General features: G+C 47.1%; 30 protein-coding genes and 1 pseudogene. 4 read left to right on the top strand and 27 right to left on the bottom strand.

The genetic code is table 11. From position 1 onward, the window contains the following. Nucleotides 1-27 precede the first annotated feature (27 nt). From SBG_RS21450 to SBG_RS04750, 11 genes are all read right to left on the bottom strand, one after another. Complete coding sequence (locus tag SBG_RS21450) at nt 28-378, bottom strand: HNH endonuclease (RefSeq protein ID WP_001111091.1); 351 nt, start codon at nt 376-378, stop codon at nt 28-30. A 102-nt stretch (nt 379-480) separates the two neighbouring features. After that, nucleotides 481-786 carry a hypothetical protein gene (locus SBG_RS04790; RefSeq protein ID WP_000819054.1) on the bottom strand — a complete coding sequence of 102 codons (306 nt, stop codon included), beginning with the start codon at nt 784-786 and terminating at the stop codon, nt 481-483. An 88-nt stretch (nt 787-874) separates the two neighbouring features. Continuing rightward, nucleotides 875-1285, bottom strand: coding sequence for a hypothetical protein (locus SBG_RS04785; protein ID WP_001222152.1), 411 nt, complete (start codon nt 1283-1285; stop codon nt 875-877). A 74-nt stretch (nt 1286-1359) separates the two neighbouring features. Further along, complete coding sequence (locus SBG_RS04780) at nt 1360-1719, bottom strand: DUF2514 family protein (RefSeq protein ID WP_086935865.1); 360 nt, start codon at nt 1717-1719, stop codon at nt 1360-1362. Then, entirely contained in the window at nt 1685-2215 is a 531-nt protein-coding gene (locus SBG_RS04775; RefSeq protein WP_001109263.1) for a KilA-N domain-containing protein, read from the bottom strand. The genes SBG_RS04780 and SBG_RS04775 overlap by 35 nt, the downstream gene beginning before the upstream one ends. 261 nt (nt 2216-2476) lie before the next feature. Beyond that, a complete protein-coding gene (locus tag SBG_RS04770; RefSeq protein WP_001050816.1) occupies nt 2477-3019 on the bottom strand; it encodes a DUF2514 family protein in 543 nt (180 codons plus the stop codon). Further along, nucleotides 3016-3630 (bottom strand): glycoside hydrolase family 19 protein, encoded by a 615-nt coding sequence (locus tag SBG_RS04765; RefSeq protein WP_000372743.1) that lies wholly within the window; start codon nt 3628-3630, stop codon nt 3016-3018. The genes SBG_RS04770 and SBG_RS04765 overlap by 4 nt, the downstream gene beginning before the upstream one ends. Next, a complete protein-coding gene (locus tag SBG_RS04760) occupies nt 3630-3911 on the bottom strand; it encodes a phage holin family protein (protein WP_000226306.1) in 282 nt (93 codons plus the stop codon). Before SBG_RS04760 ends, SBG_RS04765 begins: the two co-directional genes overlap by 1 nt. Then, nucleotides 3898-4287: a phage holin family protein gene (locus tag SBG_RS04755; protein WP_001294877.1), complete on the bottom strand. Its 390-nt coding sequence runs from the start codon at nt 4285-4287 to the stop codon at nt 3898-3900. Before SBG_RS04755 ends, SBG_RS04760 begins: the two co-directional genes overlap by 14 nt. A gap of 237 nt (nt 4288-4524) precedes the next feature. Next, the gene (artA, locus tag SBG_RS21445; RefSeq protein WP_141024936.1) at nt 4525-5226 is read right to left on the bottom strand and encodes a toxin ADP-ribosyltransferase subunit ArtA; all 702 of its coding nucleotides are present in this window, start codon (nt 5224-5226) and stop codon (nt 4525-4527) included. 70 nt (nt 5227-5296) lie between these two features. Then, complete coding sequence (locus tag SBG_RS04750) at nt 5297-5722, bottom strand: subtilase family AB5 toxin binding subunit (protein ID WP_000717991.1); 426 nt, start codon at nt 5720-5722, stop codon at nt 5297-5299. A 390-nt stretch (nt 5723-6112) separates the two neighbouring features. Here SBG_RS04750 and SBG_RS23055 point away from each other — a divergent pair. From SBG_RS23055 to SBG_RS04740, 3 genes and pseudogenes are all read left to right on the top strand, one after another. Then, a pseudogene (locus SBG_RS23055) lies at nt 6113-6199 on the top strand (ORF6N domain-containing protein); the annotation flags it as partial. A 455-nt stretch (nt 6200-6654) separates the two neighbouring features. Next, complete coding sequence (locus SBG_RS04745; protein ID WP_000509712.1) at nt 6655-6834, top strand: hypothetical protein; 180 nt, start codon at nt 6655-6657, stop codon at nt 6832-6834. 10 nt (nt 6835-6844) lie between these two features. Beyond that, nucleotides 6845-7345, top strand: a complete 501-nt coding sequence (locus SBG_RS04740; RefSeq protein WP_000151608.1) for a type II toxin-antitoxin system death-on-curing family toxin — start codon at nt 6845-6847, stop codon at nt 7343-7345. Nucleotides 7346-7486: 141 nt separating this feature from the next. Here SBG_RS04740 and SBG_RS04735 read toward each other — a convergent pair whose 3' ends face one another. From SBG_RS04735 to SBG_RS21440, 9 genes are all read right to left on the bottom strand, one after another. Then, nucleotides 7487-8059, bottom strand: coding sequence for an ORF6N domain-containing protein (locus SBG_RS04735; protein ID WP_000211402.1), 573 nt, complete (start codon nt 8057-8059; stop codon nt 7487-7489). A gap of 268 nt (nt 8060-8327) precedes the next feature. Next, nucleotides 8328-8999, bottom strand: a complete 672-nt coding sequence (locus tag SBG_RS04730; protein WP_000793789.1) for a bacteriophage antitermination protein Q — start codon at nt 8997-8999, stop codon at nt 8328-8330. Between the two features lie 182 nt (nt 9000-9181). Continuing rightward, nucleotides 9182-9388: a hypothetical protein gene (locus SBG_RS23050; protein WP_001241018.1), complete on the bottom strand. Its 207-nt coding sequence runs from the start codon at nt 9386-9388 to the stop codon at nt 9182-9184. Next, nucleotides 9388-9990: a DUF1367 family protein gene (locus tag SBG_RS04720; RefSeq protein ID WP_000929795.1), complete on the bottom strand. Its 603-nt coding sequence runs from the start codon at nt 9988-9990 to the stop codon at nt 9388-9390. Before SBG_RS04720 ends, SBG_RS23050 begins: the two co-directional genes overlap by 1 nt. 34 nt (nt 9991-10024) lie before the next feature. Continuing rightward, nucleotides 10025-10273 carry a hypothetical protein gene (locus SBG_RS04715; protein WP_015702798.1) on the bottom strand — a complete coding sequence of 83 codons (249 nt, stop codon included), beginning with the start codon at nt 10271-10273 and terminating at the stop codon, nt 10025-10027. 116 nt (nt 10274-10389) lie between these two features. Then, a complete protein-coding gene (locus SBG_RS04710) occupies nt 10390-10623 on the bottom strand; it encodes a DinI family protein (protein WP_001217667.1) in 234 nt (77 codons plus the stop codon). A gap of 185 nt (nt 10624-10808) precedes the next feature. Next, nucleotides 10809-11555, bottom strand: a complete 747-nt coding sequence (locus tag SBG_RS04705) for a hypothetical protein (protein WP_000128278.1) — start codon at nt 11553-11555, stop codon at nt 10809-10811. Nucleotides 11556-11627: 72 nt separating this feature from the next. Beyond that, nucleotides 11628-12455 (bottom strand): phage antirepressor N-terminal domain-containing protein, encoded by an 828-nt coding sequence (locus tag SBG_RS04700; RefSeq protein ID WP_015702797.1) that lies wholly within the window; start codon nt 12453-12455, stop codon nt 11628-11630. A gap of 73 nt (nt 12456-12528) precedes the next feature. Continuing rightward, nucleotides 12529-12696, bottom strand: a complete 168-nt coding sequence (locus SBG_RS21440; protein WP_000409416.1) for a hypothetical protein — start codon at nt 12694-12696, stop codon at nt 12529-12531. 122 nt (nt 12697-12818) lie between these two features. Here SBG_RS21440 and SBG_RS04695 point away from each other — a divergent pair, with 122 nt between their 5' ends. Next, nucleotides 12819-13250: an Arc family DNA-binding protein gene (locus SBG_RS04695; protein ID WP_000085729.1), complete on the top strand. Its 432-nt coding sequence runs from the start codon at nt 12819-12821 to the stop codon at nt 13248-13250. 286 nt (nt 13251-13536) lie between these two features. Here SBG_RS04695 and SBG_RS04690 read toward each other — a convergent pair whose 3' ends face one another. From SBG_RS04690 to SBG_RS21430, 7 genes are all read right to left on the bottom strand, one after another. Continuing rightward, nucleotides 13537-13863 carry a hypothetical protein gene (locus SBG_RS04690; RefSeq protein WP_024134978.1) on the bottom strand — a complete coding sequence of 109 codons (327 nt, stop codon included), beginning with the start codon at nt 13861-13863 and terminating at the stop codon, nt 13537-13539. A 101-nt stretch (nt 13864-13964) separates the two neighbouring features. Continuing rightward, nucleotides 13965-14876: a DUF551 domain-containing protein gene (locus SBG_RS22975; RefSeq protein WP_000065099.1), complete on the bottom strand. Its 912-nt coding sequence runs from the start codon at nt 14874-14876 to the stop codon at nt 13965-13967. Next, nucleotides 14873-15130 carry a DUF4752 family protein gene (locus SBG_RS04680; protein WP_000025837.1) on the bottom strand — a complete coding sequence of 86 codons (258 nt, stop codon included), beginning with the start codon at nt 15128-15130 and terminating at the stop codon, nt 14873-14875. Before SBG_RS04680 ends, SBG_RS22975 begins: the two co-directional genes overlap by 4 nt. A gap of 13 nt (nt 15131-15143) precedes the next feature. Continuing rightward, the gene (locus SBG_RS04675; protein WP_000788824.1) at nt 15144-15836 is read right to left on the bottom strand and encodes a replication protein P; all 693 of its coding nucleotides are present in this window, start codon (nt 15834-15836) and stop codon (nt 15144-15146) included. Beyond that, nucleotides 15833-16738: a replication protein gene (locus tag SBG_RS04670; RefSeq protein WP_000024047.1), complete on the bottom strand. Its 906-nt coding sequence runs from the start codon at nt 16736-16738 to the stop codon at nt 15833-15835. Before SBG_RS04670 ends, SBG_RS04675 begins: the two co-directional genes overlap by 4 nt. A 91-nt stretch (nt 16739-16829) precedes the next feature. Next, nucleotides 16830-17204 carry a CII family transcriptional regulator gene (locus tag SBG_RS04665; RefSeq protein WP_015702794.1) on the bottom strand — a complete coding sequence of 125 codons (375 nt, stop codon included), beginning with the start codon at nt 17202-17204 and terminating at the stop codon, nt 16830-16832. After that, nucleotides 17170-17397, bottom strand: a complete 228-nt coding sequence (locus SBG_RS21430) for a transcriptional regulator (RefSeq protein ID WP_000145711.1) — start codon at nt 17395-17397, stop codon at nt 17170-17172. Before SBG_RS21430 ends, SBG_RS04665 begins: the two co-directional genes overlap by 35 nt.

Genomic DNA, 17397 nt, shown 5'->3' with positions numbered 1-17397 from the left:
CACAATATGTGCAGTGGATATACACCATCAGTTCAGTCTCTCTCTGGCTGTCTTGGCCCGATGGCATTCCCAGCATAACGATTCCAGATTCGAATCATCATCAGTGCCGCCATGAGCTTTTGGAATGATGTGATCAACGCTGGTCGCTTTCTTAGCTATCTTCTGCCGTCGATGGTTCTGACACAGGTATTGATCACGCTTCAGGATACGCGCACGGATAATGTCCCACTTCGAACCGTAGCCGCGCTGATGTCGGGACTGGCCTGGCTTGTATTGCTTCCAGCTTTCACTTTTATGGCCTTCACAATATCCGGATGGATCTGTTGTTGTACTGTGACAGCCGCGCTTACGACAGGCTCGAGGAATTAGTGCTGGCATGGTTCATCCTTACAAAAATCCATGGTGGTGCTCGTGTTCTGCACATAAAAAAGCCTCGCATATGCGAGGCTATGTAAATAAGTGGTAGTGATAATCTAGCAGTTATGTACGGAAAGGTTCTTTAAGAACTACAGGTTTCTCTCCTGCATCCTGGCACCAGTTGTTAAACTCTGTAACAGCTGACATAAGATCACTATCAGCAATGGCAATTCTCTCCGATAATGTATTAATCAGATTTATATCAAAGATAACTATCACTGGTGGAGTAGCATTCGAGTTACCTTTGCTTAATCTAGATACTTCAGCGCGTAACTCTTGGATGTACTTGTTGCGGTCTATATCAAGTCGTCTGATACTTTCGCCAAGTACTTTGCAACGCCCAATTGCCTCATAATTTAATTCAGCCATTTACACCTCGTGTTGCCATAATTCAGAAATTAAGTGTTAAATTATGACGGATAGTTAATGTAAATATCACCATGGAATTTAACTAAATTTAAACACTCAAACCAAATTTCTTTTTTGCATATCCTTTCAATAATTCAACACCAACATCTTTTATTACTGAAATAGGTTCATTACTAAGATTCTTCAAGCGCTCAAAAACATCGTCCTTATCTAGAGACAATGCAAATTCCATACCATCAGTCGTTAATCTAAGCTTTGAATTTGTATAATCAAAGTCTCCACTCCTGGTGACAAACAAACCGATGGACTCAGGGGTTCCAGTTTCATTTTTCAAATTACTTATATAGCCCTGTTCTGCAAGCAGCAGTGCATGAAATGCCCCCTCTCCGGTAGTAATGTCATAACCCGATTCAATTAATTCAGATATGGTTAAAAAGTGCTGATTGGATTCTAAAAAAAGTCCAGTTAGGCCCTTAAGGTAATCAATATTTATTCTCATAATGAAATTCTCGTAGTAATGAATTCTTCATTATATCAATTACCACCCTACCAAAATAGTAATGTTAACAAAAATCAATATGACTTTCCCCGACTCAACATATTTTTTTCTTCTCTTAAAGAGCCATGTATCCATTCGCACGTTATCCTGGCGGTGTAACGTTCGTCAGCGATTGCAGCATATCGTTTAGCTTCTGCTGCAATATCTCCGAGCATGTCGGCAAGCATTCCGGCGGTGGCGTCGGCTGTTTTGCTTCTGACGGCAGCGGCAAGATTTGCGGTGTGCTTTGCGGCGTCCAGGCGGGTGGCAAGTTTTTCTGCTTCGGCACGCAGCTGGCTAACAGTGACAGACAGGCCAGCAGTACTGTCGTAATGCACAAACTGGATTAACCGGCTGTAATCACACCATGCCGGGTAAATACATTTGCACTTCATTCACTACTCGCTCACGAGCAACGTGAAGCAATCTTTTCCGCCCACCAACGCCCCACTTAGCCATTTGACTTGCGCACTGGCTTATCGCTTTGGTTTCCGTGTTGATGATGTGGTCAATTTTGTTCAGGCGAGACATAGCACCAACGCCGAGACGGACAACCGTTTTGAAAACTTCATAAACTTCGATTTCAAATTCCGGCTTAATCCATGCTGCATATCTGATTGCCAGTAGTTCAACACCCCACACACCAGAATCAACCCCACCCTTTATTACTTTAAGTGGTTGAATCTCTTTCAAAGCTCTTTTTTGAGCTTTGGCTTTTAGTGCTGAAATGAACCGTTTAATCTGTGCACTCCTCAGAAAATTACTGGGACGTTGAGATTCAGTTGCCTCGCCATTTGCAACTGCTGCTGCATGGAGATCGTTTAAGTTGTAGCGTCCCCCCTCATCAACACGAACGGACACACCATTGACAATAACTGTTTGATAATTCATCAGTGATTACCTTTTAGTGATGAACCTTGTCACACAGGATTCCGGCCCACAGAAAGGCACCGATTACCAAACCGGCATCCTCAAGGGTCATCCTGAAAGGTTCTGTGTTCATAAGTCGCGCGTGTGAAGCGCGTTTACTGCAGACGTAAAAATGCCCCGCTAGTGCGAGGCATTTTCCTGAAAGTCACTTGTCAAAATCTCTATTCATCAGAATGCCTCCGGGAAACCTCGGCCTTCAAGCCGGGGAGCAGTCACCAGGTTTCACTTCTGCCCGGTCACTTTGTCCCAGGTACGTTCGCATGTGCTTCCGGCGACATAACGCTCATCAGCCTCTTTTGCGAACTTTCCCGCCAGATCGTCAGCTTCGCCAAGCAACTGGGCGAGCAGTATTCCGGTCTCGGCTTTTGCCTGGCTTGCTGCGGCAAGAGCGGAAAGCCTGCCGGTTTCACTTCCTGCAAGTTGCCGTTGTACTGCTGCGAGCTGCTGTTGCAGCCCACCGCGAGCACGCTCAGCAGCATCAGCGTTGGCCTGTATTTTTGCCAGTTCTTCATCGGCTCTTTTCCGTTCTTCATCTGCGGCGTGCTGGCGACGCTGTTCTTTCGCTCGTTCGGTTACTTCACGCTGCAATGCAGCGGTCGCATCGGTAAGGTCTCGTTGCGCCCACTGGTATTTCCAGGATGTATCCGCCTTCTGATAACCTCGTGAATAACACCAGTACGCACCAGCACATAACAAAAAAGCCACCAGCAGTATTTCTGCTAATGGCTTCCAGAATTTTTTAAGCAATACAGGTAACAGATTCATACCAGCACCGATTTTGCTTTTTCAAAGCGCTCTCGCCTGTCACCGATGCCGTTCTGCCCTCCGTTAATGATCTGCGTAACGCGTACCAGGTCGCCGGAGTATTTCAGACACCCTCTAGTCACAAAAAACCACGCTGCGGAACGGGCGGCATGACGATCCAGCTCAAGCTGTCCCGGATTCGCCACCAGATCCAGTTTCAGGGCAACGCCACATCTGGTGTAATTCTCCAGCCCGGTAATCTGGATAAGCCCACGCCCGCGATACTTCCAGCCATCTCCGGTGTCTTTGTTCCCCATGCGACCACCGTAAACCAGATTGGCTATTTGTGGCTGGTGGGCAACCTGGCGACCATCAATACGCCCCAGCATTTCGCACTGATAAGGCGTAAGGCGTTTACCAAACGTCTTTTTCAGCGCCTCCACCGAATAATTGAAGCTTTCCTTCAGAACAGTAAATCCTGCTGATTCATGTCCTGTTTGTGCAATAAACATGGCCTGATCCAGTGGCGCAGTAATACCGAATTCGCTCATTGCCGCATCAATGTGCGAAAACCAGCGCGCAGAAAGCCCGGCGCTGATACCAGCCGCCTGCTGAAATTGTTGTTGATCCATCAGTGCCTCAGTGCATCGACCAGACGCGCCACATTACCGCGAGCCCACAGCACAGCGGCGCAGATAAGGATATTCACCATCACCACCAGCCAGTGGGATGATTCATATAAACCAAAAACAAACCGGAAAGGGACGCTGGCATATACCAGCACCATGACATAGGCCAGTAACGAAATCAGGGGGCGGTGTGCCGCATCACCGCGTCGGTAAAACATCAGAACGATTACTATTACCCCACAAATTACGGCATTCAGAACTGCAGAAGGGTCATTTGCTACCATTTGATCCCCCTCCCCTGATACGAGAAAGAATACTGAACAGGCTGTTCAGATCCTGACTGTTAAGAAAAGTGAGAAACTTTATACACATTGCAGAAATAATCACTGCGCCAAGAGCATCCAGTGGTTTTTCATAATGCGTTATTGCCGCAAGCTTAGTACCTATCAGCCCGGCGCCAAGCACTCCCACAATAAATGATGTAATAAAATAAGCGACCAGCCTGATGCGTCCAATGTTGGTTGCCGTGGCGACATAAAATACCGCGCCGGCAAAAGCGCCGAATACCACACCATAATCGGTTCCGGTTGCCAGGCCGAATACACTGGCCCCCATTACTCCACCAGCCAACACTGTCGCACTGGATACAGGTTCGGACATTCATCCCCCTCTTAATTGCTGTGAGTCCTCTCAGAATTGAGGGGAAATAGGATCAGGCTTCACGGGCTGATTTATCCGAGAGCGCCTTATATCCCCTACCTAAAAGGAAGGGGCTTTCCGCGAAAAGCCGGGTAAAAATGCCCCGCTAGTGCGAGACATTTTCCTGAAAGTCACTTGTCAAATTCTCTATTCATCAGAATGCCTCCGGGAAACCTCGGCCTTCAGGGCGGGGAGCAGTCACTTCAATAATTCCGTTAAAACTCCCCGCGCGTCGTAAAACTCCATTTCATAGTAATTAGAATTAATACGTGTATCATCCCTGCGCACTCCTCTCATTGAAAAACAAGCACTGATTAAAGTACCAAATGCACTAATCCTTTCCCGGGTACTGACCTGTGGTACTGGTAAGTTGGGTATTACCCCTGGATTTGATTGTGTACTCACTCGTAAATAACGGGAATTTGATGTTCCAGGCCCGTCTCTTACCTGGCTTGTATTTCTGTCGTAAACAAGCTCAACTGCTTCCTGGATATTTTCAATTGGGATAGAATTTACGGCTACATACTCACTTTGCAACCGCATCATCACTCGCTCAAAATGATTAAACTGGACACCACGTGACTCAATATAAGCGACAGACGGCGGAAGGCTATAGAAACTATTGTCTGCACGGATTCTGTATCTGTACAATCTGCCACTAAATGTTGCCCTAGAATAATATACTCGGGCTATATTATAAGTCTCATTAATATCTGAGGTGGTCGCAATATAGTTACTGTCCCGACTACCGGCGGCACAGGAGTCACCTCTGATATGTTGCTGAAGATTTCTGTTATTACCGTGAGAACTAAAGCCATCCCGAAAAATAACATCCGGAGGTCTCGAGTCCACACGATAAACAAAATCGACAGCAGATGAAAAAGGGCTATACGCAAACATAAGGTATACCCCCAGCCTTAAGAAACGAGAATAACCTGTCATCATATTTCCTTATGGTATATTATAAAAATTATTTAATTATCTCTCCAAAACACCACTGATTACAGGTCCCGATAGCCACGATTTCATTTTGTGACACGCTTGAATCAAAGTGCGAAAATGCATTTATTCTTATATAAACAGATATTTTCTCACCTGTTGTATAAAAATATTTTACAGTATCAAAAATTTCCATGAAAGGTGATGTCTGTCCTGCATTCTTCTGATAATAGCCATTATCAGCCACCGCGCACCCAGTAACATTTGAACCACCTGATGATGCAGTGAAATATGCACAAATCCTTGGCGAGTGTAAATAAGGAGCATAAAAAACATTCGTAATTTTAACATTCTCATATTTCGTAGTGTCTTTCAGATACCAGTTATTAACCGTTGCATAGACATTACTCGCACCAGCCATCATTACCAATGCAAAAGCAAAAAAAATCTTCTTCATGATATTCAACCTCTCATTTAAATTAAGAAAAAGAATCGACTGCTTCCCGCCCTGAAGGTCGTGGAGCAGTCAAAACCTCTCTTTCGATAGCTCGAATGGCTCAGTGTGAAGCAGGAAGGCCACCCGGTGGATTAACGACAAAACTCAGTGGGATTATTCCGGACGGCACAAACAGAAAAGCCCCGCACGATGGCGAGGCTTGAATTTGTTTGGTCGACGATTGAAGCTATGGCGACGATATCAGATTTACTCGAAATATAGCCGTTTTAATCCAGTTTTGCAATCACCATGTCGCGAGCATTTCAACCAGCCGGTCACGCTTAATCACTATCCACCCCATCTGGCGAAGATCACTTAATATGCTCGATATTTTGCCGACAAATACGTCGTCAGGCATGGGAGGTATTCGAGAAACTGGAGGATTACTATTTCACCCAGAAACAACCTGTTCCAGCACGTCAGTCCCATCCCGCGATTCCATTTCCAAAAGAACGGCGTTTCGTTGTAACAATGTTCCGTGACTGCTCCCCGCCCTGAAGGGCGGGGAGCAGTCACTGGGGGCGTAATACCACAGCAATGTTGGGCGTTGTGCATTCCAACCAGGACATGATTTTTGTGCAAAAAGTGCTATTTATCGGCATTGTGTTCACTCTAGTCGAGTCATAGGCTCAGACTATCTCCTGAGAACGTGACAATAGTTTACTATTACATGAGGGGTAGTTCTGCGAAAATGTCGTTAACTTGCAAAGTGTCCAATGCAATTTTCGTCGAACTTGCTTCTATCTTCAGACATAGGCCCATTGCTCAAATATGACGAATGGTATTAAATTGTCCTCAACCACTTAAAGTAGTCATAAATTCTTTGGATGTGTTTACATCCTAAAATTTACAATTTGAGAAAGCACTGCCAAACGTGCATGAGGGTGATAATCATGGGTCACGCATTAAAAAAGGCAGATCGCTTGTACATTCCGCCTCGTGACAAATCCACGGTGGCGAAACCTCGTGCAGCGATCAGCAAAGCATGTTCACATACTGCTCAAGTTAAAAACGCCTTTGAGTTTGGGTTTGCTCGTTACGAGAAGGCGATGGAAGAACTTTCAAAGGTCTGAGTAAAAACGGATGACGATAGAGTATGTTGAAGGAGTCAATTATCTTTCCATTGAAGATATCGTTTACATCAACAGGTCTCTGATTGAGATTCAGACGCCCAATGAACCGATAGGCGTACTGAATCCGAACAACCTCAGTTCTTCCCAGTCCCGGCCAAGTACCATTCGATATTATGAGCAGACAGACGATATGTTTCGTCTGTCTGCTGTTCTAATTGAAAGCCTGATCCAGAATCATCCATTCGCAAACGCAAACAAACGCACCGCTATGATGGCAGGTTACGTATTCCTGTTGCTGAACGGATATGAGCTTACAGCACCGAGTGATGAGGTCGTAACCATCGCAGAGGGTTTGGCCCGTAAAGATTACTCAGTGGATGACCTGGAAAATTGGTTATGCCACTGGTCACGTGAGTATGATTCCAGAACGTTATGCGCAACTGGCGGCAATACGATTCAGGCTCTTGTGGCGACGTGCACAAGAAGCCACAATTCAAAGCCTGTTGAATAGAAAAGGCCCGCGAATGAGAGCCCCCTAAAACGCAAAAGCCCCGCACGTTGGCGAGGCTTGAATTTGTTTGGTCGACGATTGAAACTATAACAACAATATCAGATTTACACGAAATATAGCCGTTTTAATCCAGTTTTGCAGTCACCATGTCGCGAGCGTTTCAACCAGCCGGTCACGCTTAATCACTATCCACCCCATCTGGCGAAGATCACTTAATATGCTCGATATTTTGCCGACAAATACGTCGTCAGGCAAAGGTTGGGTATCAGCAGTTCCGTCAGGGAACACTGTTACAATGAAACGCCGTTCTTTTGGAAATGGAATCGCGGGATGGGACTGACGTGCTGGAACAGGTTGCTTCCGGCTGAAATAGTAATCCTCCAGTTTCTCGAATACCTCCCAAGCCTGATCGGTTTCGAGCATCTTCGCGTGGCGGGCTGCGCCGCGTTCTGTCCAGAGAATGAGGGATCGAACATTACGGGCAATTTTCACAGAGTTACTTTGAGTAACCTCGTGCTTCATAGCGCGAAGTTCATCTCCTTCAATCTTGAAGTAATGTTTCCCGCATACAAAACGATCTGAATTTCGACTGAAATTTACTTTGATATTGTTTGTTTCAGTTCCATAAAGTTGCGCCAACAGCTCAGTGGTAATGACGGGGATTTGGTGATGGGTAATCGGAGCAAGAGTTTCGGCAGAAATTTGAGTTGTCATGGTAATTCCCTCTTAACTGAGATAATCACCACCAACGACGCCAATCGATGGGTGGTGAACTGTGCAGGGTTGGCGTAACCGGGTAAGAGGAACCGGCGCGGATTTCTCCGCCCCCACACAGCCCACCATAATGCGAAGATGTGACTGTGCAAACGACAATAAAAAAGACGCTGGCGCGTCTGGTGTCGCCTCTTAACATCCGGGACGCCAATCCCGACGCCAGATTTTGCTGGCGTTCCGGGAATATAGCCCCGGATGCCTGTTTGTGTCAATTAAGTGCGTATTGATTGAATGCGACCTGCTCCGATCGCGTCTTCGATACACTCAAAAGAGACGCCTGATCAAGACGCAGAAATACCGCACGCATGGTCAGCCAGTGTCTGGTGAAGGTTTCTGACCAGTTCTTTTCGCTAACGCCTACCAGTCCCGCTAACTCTTTATATTGATAAACCTCACGCCCGGCTAATTCAGATTTGACATCCTGTGCCGCCAGCCAGATTAACGCCCGGAGTCGTTCCTGTGTTTTACCGGCCATCTTCTTTCCGTCGAGTTGCGCCGCAAACGCACTCCAGCCCCAGCGGGTTATATCAACCTGATGCTCCCAGCAAGTGTTTGCACTGTAGTTCCACAGCAGCCAGGCCTTGTAGTGTTCATCAAGTGACAAAAGCGCCCGACGCCATGAGGAAGTGGCGTATTCTACCGGCTGCACAAGCGGAATTGCGCTTCCTTTCGCCAGTGATTGCTTACCCGGAATCGGAGGGTTATTCAGCGTTATTATTTTCCCGGTCACTTCATCACGGATGCGCTGTTTTTTTCGGGGATAGGTTTTCGTGTCAAATTGTGCGTTCTCCAGCCAGGCCATAAGCTGCCCTTTTGTTGCACCGCTTAGATCTGCCGTCGCCGTGATCAGTTGCTGGCGTATCCAGGATAAATTTTTCACTTATTTTCCCCTACATTTTGCTGAATACGGATGTAATTGTGAAGGATTCGGTACGCCACCGAAGGGACTCAATAACTTCAGGCTTCATCAGAATACCTCCGGGAAACCCCGGCCTTCAGGCCGGGGAGCAGTCAAACTGGCACCACCAGCAAGCCACTTTTTACTGCGATAAATAGCCATGTTCACCCCCAGACCTTTTGGCGTAAGGATTTTGGCGTCCGCTCCCGGTGTGCATATTCAGGTAATTTCGCGCTGACAGTCCAGGTAATGAAGTCAGGGTTCAGGCTCTTTTCTGTCCTTACGCCCCGCTTCTGATAATCCGATATCAGCGTGTCGGCCTGCTCGGTTGTGCAGTCGTGATGATGGAACCAGGAGTATTTCATCGCCATCACCCCGCAAAGCTCATGAGCTGGGCGGCAGCGTTCTCGGCCTCGCGCTGAGTACGGAATGTACGTGATAAAATCCAGCGCCAGAGAACATCAAGCGCAGATTTATACACCTGCTGAAATTCGACCTCATCCATACTGGAAAAAGCGATGCTGCGGGGATGTTTGCGAAGGGTGCCGTCCGGTAACTGGATGGCGTCATAGTGACCAGCCTCAACCGTCACCCATGCGCGGTAGGCATCGAATGATTTACACAGGCTAATCCCGTTTGTTACCCGGCGGTTTGCAATCTGTTCCAGATACTGTTCAGCCGCATCCAGTAATGCGCTTTCATTCCCGCCATATGCAGCGAGAAACTTTGCATAACCGTTTACCAGTTTGCGCTCATTGGCAGAAATGGCGCCGCCGGTGGGTTCCCAGTATTCAAACCCAAGATTAAGCAACGCGAAAAAGCGGCGATGGAATGCAGGATTCCTCACCTGACGGAACTCAGCCACCAGCACGGCGCCGAGTTTGATTTTTGATTGCAGAATATCACTGGTCTCCGGCGTTGCGGGGATCAGAATTCCAGATGACTGCTTGATGAGTTGTAATTCGTGCGCCATGGTGTTCTCCGTGGCGCAGAAGGTTAACGGTTGTTCAGGCCGTTGATTTCATATTATCAGAAGGTGGTGTTACCCGGTAGCCGAGACGGCGAATAAAATGCACAAAACCGTTGGGAGTAAAAACTTCTTCATCATCCAGCAAAGGACGCATAGATACCATGCCATTTACACGATAGATAAGATGCCTGCCTGATGATGGAAAGCTAAACACCACGCAGCCATCAGATCTTCTTACAATGTCATACCAGCTATCTTCTGACTTTTGCAAAGCTGAATTACTCAATTTTTGTTCTCCCTTCAGGCGATGTACAGACGCGGTTAAAAATTGTCGGCAGCAGCATCAAAGGGATACGCAAATTGCGGTATTCTGAAAAATGCGCGCCAGCATTAAGCGCAATGTTAATAAAACCAGTCGTCAGCGCTTTCCCACGTTTCCTGCAGAATGCTCTGTATACGTTTTTTATCGCCATCAGCGGCGCCGATGATACTCAGACCATCCTGACTGCCTCGACGGATGGTTAAGTTGCAGTTTTCATACTGATTCTGGAGACGGGTAATTAATTCTTTTTCAAGTGCAGGAACGGCACCTTCCGGAAGCTGTTTTGTCCGGCTGATAACAAGCTCAATTCTCATAATTCCCTCTACATTTAACTACTGTATATAAACACAGTATACATGTTAGAAAGAATATTCAAGAGGTGAATAGCACTTTTTGCAAAAGCTAGCATGTTGTTTCATATCAGATTTTAAGCGGAAAACCCGCCCATTGCCGAGGAATTCCCAGCAATGGGCGGGTTAGACTTTCTGAGTTGTGATTCTTATGCCACATCAACACCTTGAATCAAATGGCGGAGCGCCTCGATCCCTTCTGTGTTGTAGCGGAACGCCTCGACCTGCTTACTGGAGTACGCGGATTTATCCAGGAAGAACTTGCCGTACTGCTCAGTTTTAAGGTTGTTTGCGTTAGCGATGCGACCGATTTTATTGGCGCTGACACCGATTTTCTCACCCACTTCCGCTGCGGTGTAGTAATGCTCTTCAATCACTGGTAAGGGGATCGCGTCATAACCGATAATCGGATTAATCAGCGAAGCCGCCAGCGTCTGGTGGGACATAGGGTCAAGACGGGGCAGCATCACCATCAACTTACGAGCGGATACGATATTTTTCTCCAGCGCCAGCGCTTTCAACTGTTCGGCCTTTGCAAGACGGTATTCAGAAAGACCGGAATTACTTTGCGCAGGAATCTGGATGGATTGCATGTCTTCCAGTTTATCGACCAGGGAGCGACGCACCGCTTTTGATTCACGAGCGGCCACTCGAAGGGCTTGCTTAATTGACATAACAATTTTTTCAGAGGTTGTTTTGTTTGCTTTTTGAACTACGAAAATTTCGTAGTGCTCACCTTCAAGCTCATCCTTAATACGTCCAATAAAGTCGTTGTTGCGGACTTCTTTTTCACCGCACTGTTTACGAGCGTGATTTACCATCTCAAGCAGGTACTGGCTATCAATGGTTTTATCCGTGACAACAGATCCGAGCTTTGCTACATTCTTACAAGTCATTCGACATTCCTTATGTGATGATAGGGTTTGTGACATAGGCCGCCAGCAGCAACTGGCGGTTTTTCTTTTTTGCTACGATAAAACCTGTATTGCCCCCATTATTCCTTTTGCTACCTCATCCCTTGGGGCCACTACCCATCCCTTTTTCCTGAAATAGCTGACAAATGCATCAAATGACATGACTACCTGATCCTCAGTTAACGGATAAGTGTCCTTAACCTGACCGTTTTCATTCAGGTTAAGCAGTACCCTACCAGGCCCATGTTTGGGGATTGCGGATGAAAGCGTGGATCTGCCTTGGTCTTTTGGTAATAACTCACCTTCCAGAACTTTCCCCGCAAGGTATTCCATCGCCTCAGCAATCAGTTTCCCTGTCAATTCATCAATATGATTCACGCCAAACTCTCGGTGGATCATTTTGTAAAGGGTCTGATAGTGAATACCGGTTTTACCCATGATGCGGTTTACCAGGCCGCGCAATGGAGTACGATCGTCAACGTTCGTTTCCGATTTGCGCGGGTTAATTACCTGCCTCTTAGTCCAGTATTCATAGAGCACATCGTCACACTCTTCCTGATAACGAATAACGCGCTCGCAGATTTCTGGACGAACCTTGTTTGGGCTGATTGTGTTTAGCCATGCGGACAACTTACGCAAGGCGAGGCAGATAACACTACGCCGTTGGTTATCCCCGGGTAGCTGAATGGTGATATCCACCACGCAGGTTTTAAATCTCTGTTTTAATTTGATGAATTGGCTTTTCCAATCCATGCCCATACCCTCAACGATCGGTTTCATTGGGGTGTACGGCTCGTCGTTATGGTTAACCACATAAAGCTCAGAACCGTAAAACGGGACGTTGATAGTGCATTCAGTAGGTTTTATTGCTAAATTAGGCATGTCGATATTTCCTTTGCGGTTATCTTCGATAGAGGCCCGGTTAGTGTTAGCGCACTGCTGGGCTTCGCCATTTTTATGTCCTAGCATTCTTCTCTCTAACCAGTCCGTACACTTTCCTCAATTGATAAATAAGTTCCGTGTTGAACTGCCGACACTCTTCTTCCCCATTTCTTTCAATCGCCTTCCTTACATCCTCTGGAAAACGAACCTTGCGTTGATACATGTCTTTTGCTTTTTCCATCTCCACCCCCTTAAATTGCCTCACGGTGGGGCAATTTGATTGTCACACCGTGCGTCATTGCTGTCAACCCCACGGTGGGGCATAATTTACATATTGTGAACTTTCTAAGGTGTTCGTGAAAAATGAGCAGAGAAGATCCGCAGTTGCGTATTAGACTTCCAATTGAATTAAAAGAGAAAATTGAAGTTGCCGCTAAGGGAAATGGCCGATCAATGAACGCAGAGATTGTTCAAAGATTAGAAGGTAGTTTTGTAGGAGAAATCCCTGCTGATAAACAGATTTCAGCCAAAGAGGCCGTCGCTATCATACAAAAAGCAAAAGAAGAAGTTTCCAGAATCATTTTTAAGAGAACATTCGCCGAGATAAGTAAAAAAATAAAGCTAGGACACTCTAGTTTCAGTGTCGAGCTCGACGATTTAGATCTTGAGGGTCTAAACGAAGATGATTATCTATCCGTTTTCCAGCCAACATTTAATCGCTTGAAAGAATTAGGGTATCACGTCCCGATGGATACCTGGGACATAAGTGGATTTATAATACACATTCCTGATTGACACTCCCCTCCCTAAAAGAAGGGAATTCTTGGTTAGTTAGAAGATCAAGGGCACGCACGCCTTATATCCCCGACCTAAAAGAACGGGGTTTTACGGCGCTCTCGGATAAACCTTGCTAAAAAGCCCATCTGGGTGGGCTTTAATTATAATCTACCCTCCCGCCAACCCGCCGCAACGGGTTAGTATTTGTAGCGGTTTTCCGGGGCAAACGCGTATTCGTAGGTAAAACTGAGCGCCTCGTTGTCCTGCTTGTCTTTTGATTGTGCTGCAATATTCCAGTCAGACATTAGTCAGCAGTTCTCCCACGCCAGCGTTTATTACTCTCAGAGATTCGATCTGTATCAACGGATTCAACCTCCCCTTCAGAAAATCTAATGGCATTTGCTTTATTTAGTGCCGCCCTGGCATCTTCTTCGGCCTTACTGAAATGCACCTTCTTTCTTCCCCTGAAACTGCCAACGCGAATTTTGGAAGAGTTCTGCGCCTTGTACTTGCTAATCCGTAACTGCGCTGCCAAATGAGCTTTTGCCTCGGTACGATTTGCGGGCTTCTTCTTGACCAATTCAAGGTCTGTTTGATATTGCTGCTCAGCATTTAGCTTCTTCGGCTTCATGGTATCACCCTCAAAAAAAGTCCGTTTATAATAGAATAAAAAGCCCATAAGAGCCTTGATTAATGTTTATGCTAACCTCTCCCTCTTGCTCTTGACGCCTATCACTTAACCTCCTTTTGTGGTGCTGCTGGCAGTGGAGGCAACATCATCCATAGATACACCTCATCAAGTCCGAATGATGTTCCATCATGCAGATCTAGCCAGTCGTCAATAACTTGCCCGGCTACGTATTCACCATGCCTTGACACCGCTGAAATGTAAGCACCTTGCTCAGGCATCCGCTCACTACAGCTTATCCAGCCATCCGGAATTACCTGAGAGTTGGTTGACGTTTCCGCGATTCCCCGAAAATTATTGGTTGACGAAATTGAGTTTCCCCGAAAAGTATCGCCATTAAGCATGGCATCGCGGCAGTCGTTCCATAGCTCATCAGCTTTTGCGTTTGCGGTGATACGGCTATCAATCACCTGCTCACAGAACGCCAATAACTCAGCCGGGCACTCATCCGGCACTACCGGCGCTGGCTGCTCTTTGAATTCATCGGCATAACGAATAACCCGATCAATGAGACGCTGTATCCAGCGCTCTATCTGGAAATTAAACTCTTCCTTTGATTCAGGTAACGCAACACCAACAACACCCAACGCCTTGTCCAGGTTTTTAGGGATAAATTCTTTGTCTACCGGTGCTGGTTGCGGCAACATCTCTTTGAATGCTTCTATACTGGCGTCATGTTTCGCCCGCTTTTCTGGTGTCATGGATTCCAACGATGCCAGCGCGATACGAAACCCTTCAGCAGCGTCTGCGCATTGAACGTTTTCATGCTCAAGTGGTGGTAAATCCGGCGTAATGACACCAAACAGTTTTGCAAGCGCCCGGTAGTTCAGTTCGCTGTGATAACGACCTTTGCAACGGACCAGTTTTTCAGCAGCAGCTACAATCGCGCTTTGTTCTGCCATGCTGCGTTCTGCGGCTTCCAGTTGCTCCCGCGCCTGTTTGTCGATGTTGCTCATTGGGCGGCCTCCCGGCGAAACATCATGATTGTCAGATCGCCTTTAGTCGTTAGGCGAACCGTTGTACCAGGTTCGATACTGGACAGGTCAAACGCATCGTAAAATTCGTTTACTGCTTTTTGCCGACGAGATTGCTTTCTGCGCTTATCCCATTGCTTTAGCGCAACGGAGATAAACCACTGACCCGCTCTGAACATGATGAACAGCCACCCCATTAAGGCAAGACCGACATCTAGAATGGTGAGAATGCTCAATTGGTTGCTCCTGTTAAATCAGACCGGCGTCTTTGCGTTGTTTGTATTTAGCCATTAGCATCTCGGCTGGCGTTAGACCGCGATCCCGCGACGGCGCGGCTAAAGCGCGACGAATAGGCGGTATGGGTTTACCTGCAAGAGCTCGCTTTTCCCAGTCATGCAGGATGTCGCCAGCGGCCCGGATAAGTTCCATTTCACTTAATTGCCCCTCAGTTCCACGGCGGCGCAGCTCCAGGCAGACGTGGTAATACAGCGGATTTTTATCTCTCCATGGGAACTGCTCACCTGTCGGATAACGGAAAACCAGCTTTCTCCAGCGCCAGTATTCGCCCATGATGTCGTCAACACTGACCCCGAGTGCTCCACTCCCCTCACGGCACCACGCTACAAACTGTCCCGGCGATGGCAGAAACGGACGTTCCTGACGGCGGGCGACACGCATTCCGGCCGCAACTTGCTCCATGGTGGTGATGCCGTTCTCACGGAAAGCCAGAACCCACTGGCGCCGGATTTCGTTCATCTCGGCCTGGCTGCGATTAGCCGTGGTAGCAGGGAACGCGGCCATAAGATGACTAAACACGTTATTGATGACCTTAGCAACCTGCTCAACTTGCAGCTTATCGTCATGCTGTTCCGGCATGTTGTTGGCAATACGGCGCATCTGCTCACGGTCAAAATTAACCATCTGCGCAGCAATGTTTTTCATAGCTCCACTCCGTAAATCCAGTCAGTGTTATTTAGGTCAAGTTTTGGCTTAGAGGCAGTTGTGCCAGTCTGTTGCTTGTTGCGGTTGATATCGAGTTGAGTCCACTTTTCGCGGAGCTTTGCCGGACTAATGACATTGCCAGCCCAGAAGCTGTCATGGCACGCCCAGCGAAACAGCACGCACATGTCGCGATGTGTTCGTCCGTCACATTCACGCATCAGGCGTATATCGTTAGCCCATCCTGCCAGGTTAGGTTTTCTGGCTGATGGAGAAATGGTTTTTATCAGGTCAAACATCCACTCGGCAGCAGTTAGGTCTTCAGCAGTTCCCCACTTGTTGCCTCTCTGAATCGCCGCTTCTGGTTTTAGAACATGAGGTTTCTTTCCTGGATTGTCAGAGGATTCGTCAGAATTCTCGGACGTAGATCTTTTAATATTGTCTTTTGTTAGTTTGTCTTTTGTGGTTAGCAACTTCTGCTTAGGTGCGTTAGCAACTTCCGCTAAGGTTTTCTTAGCAGGTTTGGCTAATGTTTTGCAGAATCCGTTATTTTTAGTTTGCCATTCGGAAATATGGATATTCATACCAACCCTGCGGCCTTCCTGAATCAGAACCTTCTTCCTGATCAGACTGTTTTTTGCTGTCGAGCAATGGGTATGATGCTTCTGAATCATCTCCTCTAGCTGCTCGTTGCTGATCCAGTCCATTTTCTTGTTGTATCCATACGTTTTGCGCCATACGGCCATCAGGATGCACAGCTCAGTCTCCGGCAAACCAGAACACATCACGGCATCCAGAAGTTCATTTGCCAGGCGCGTATAGCCATCATCGAGATCTGCCACGCGCGGCTCCTTAGGTGCCACGTCAGGCACAGGAAAATTGATTACTTCGGCAGTGTTTGCCATAATTACTCCTGTGAATTGATCCAGTTAATTCCACCTGAAAGCCGTTGGTGACCCCTCACCGCGGCTTTCGCCTTTTTGGTTGCTGCCATTTTCAGTCCCACCCCAGCGCATCCGGCCTGGCTCGTTCAGCCTTTAGCCCGGCATCAGCGAGAATCTCTACTGCTGTGAGATAGTTTCTGGATACCAGTACCGCTTCCGGTGGCGCGGCCTGAATCCCAAGAAAAGCCAGCTCTTTCGCCATGTTGCAGAAATATCCCTCAGCTTTACGCCTGCTGACTGTCGACTCGCTGATGCCCATATGCTCGGCGTATGATTTCTGCCCTACTGATGCAAGCCGGTTGAGCAGGACACTCTCTATCTCAATCGGGTTGATTTCTGGTGGGTCTAACTTTCGTGCAATTGCGTTCTCCATGGGTAAATATCCTCTATGGTTATTTGGCTGATGCCTCTTGGCTTGGTAATGCATCTGTTGGATTTGGATACAAGTCAGGCCGTAACTCATGTGGCGTAACACCTGTAAGTTCGAAAACTGAACGAATGTGATCGGGTGGAATCCCGGTCTTTTTCCAGTTGGAAATTGTCATTTTTGAAAATCCAAGCGCTCTTCCAAGAGCAGCCCCTGTTCCAAATTTTTGAATTGCTTTTTCAATACCAGTCAT

Source organism: Salmonella bongori NCTC 12419 (assembly GCF_000252995.1).
Taxonomy (GTDB): domain Bacteria; phylum Pseudomonadota; class Gammaproteobacteria; order Enterobacterales; family Enterobacteriaceae; genus Salmonella; species Salmonella bongori.
This window is presented reverse-complemented; position numbering and strand designations above follow the sequence as displayed.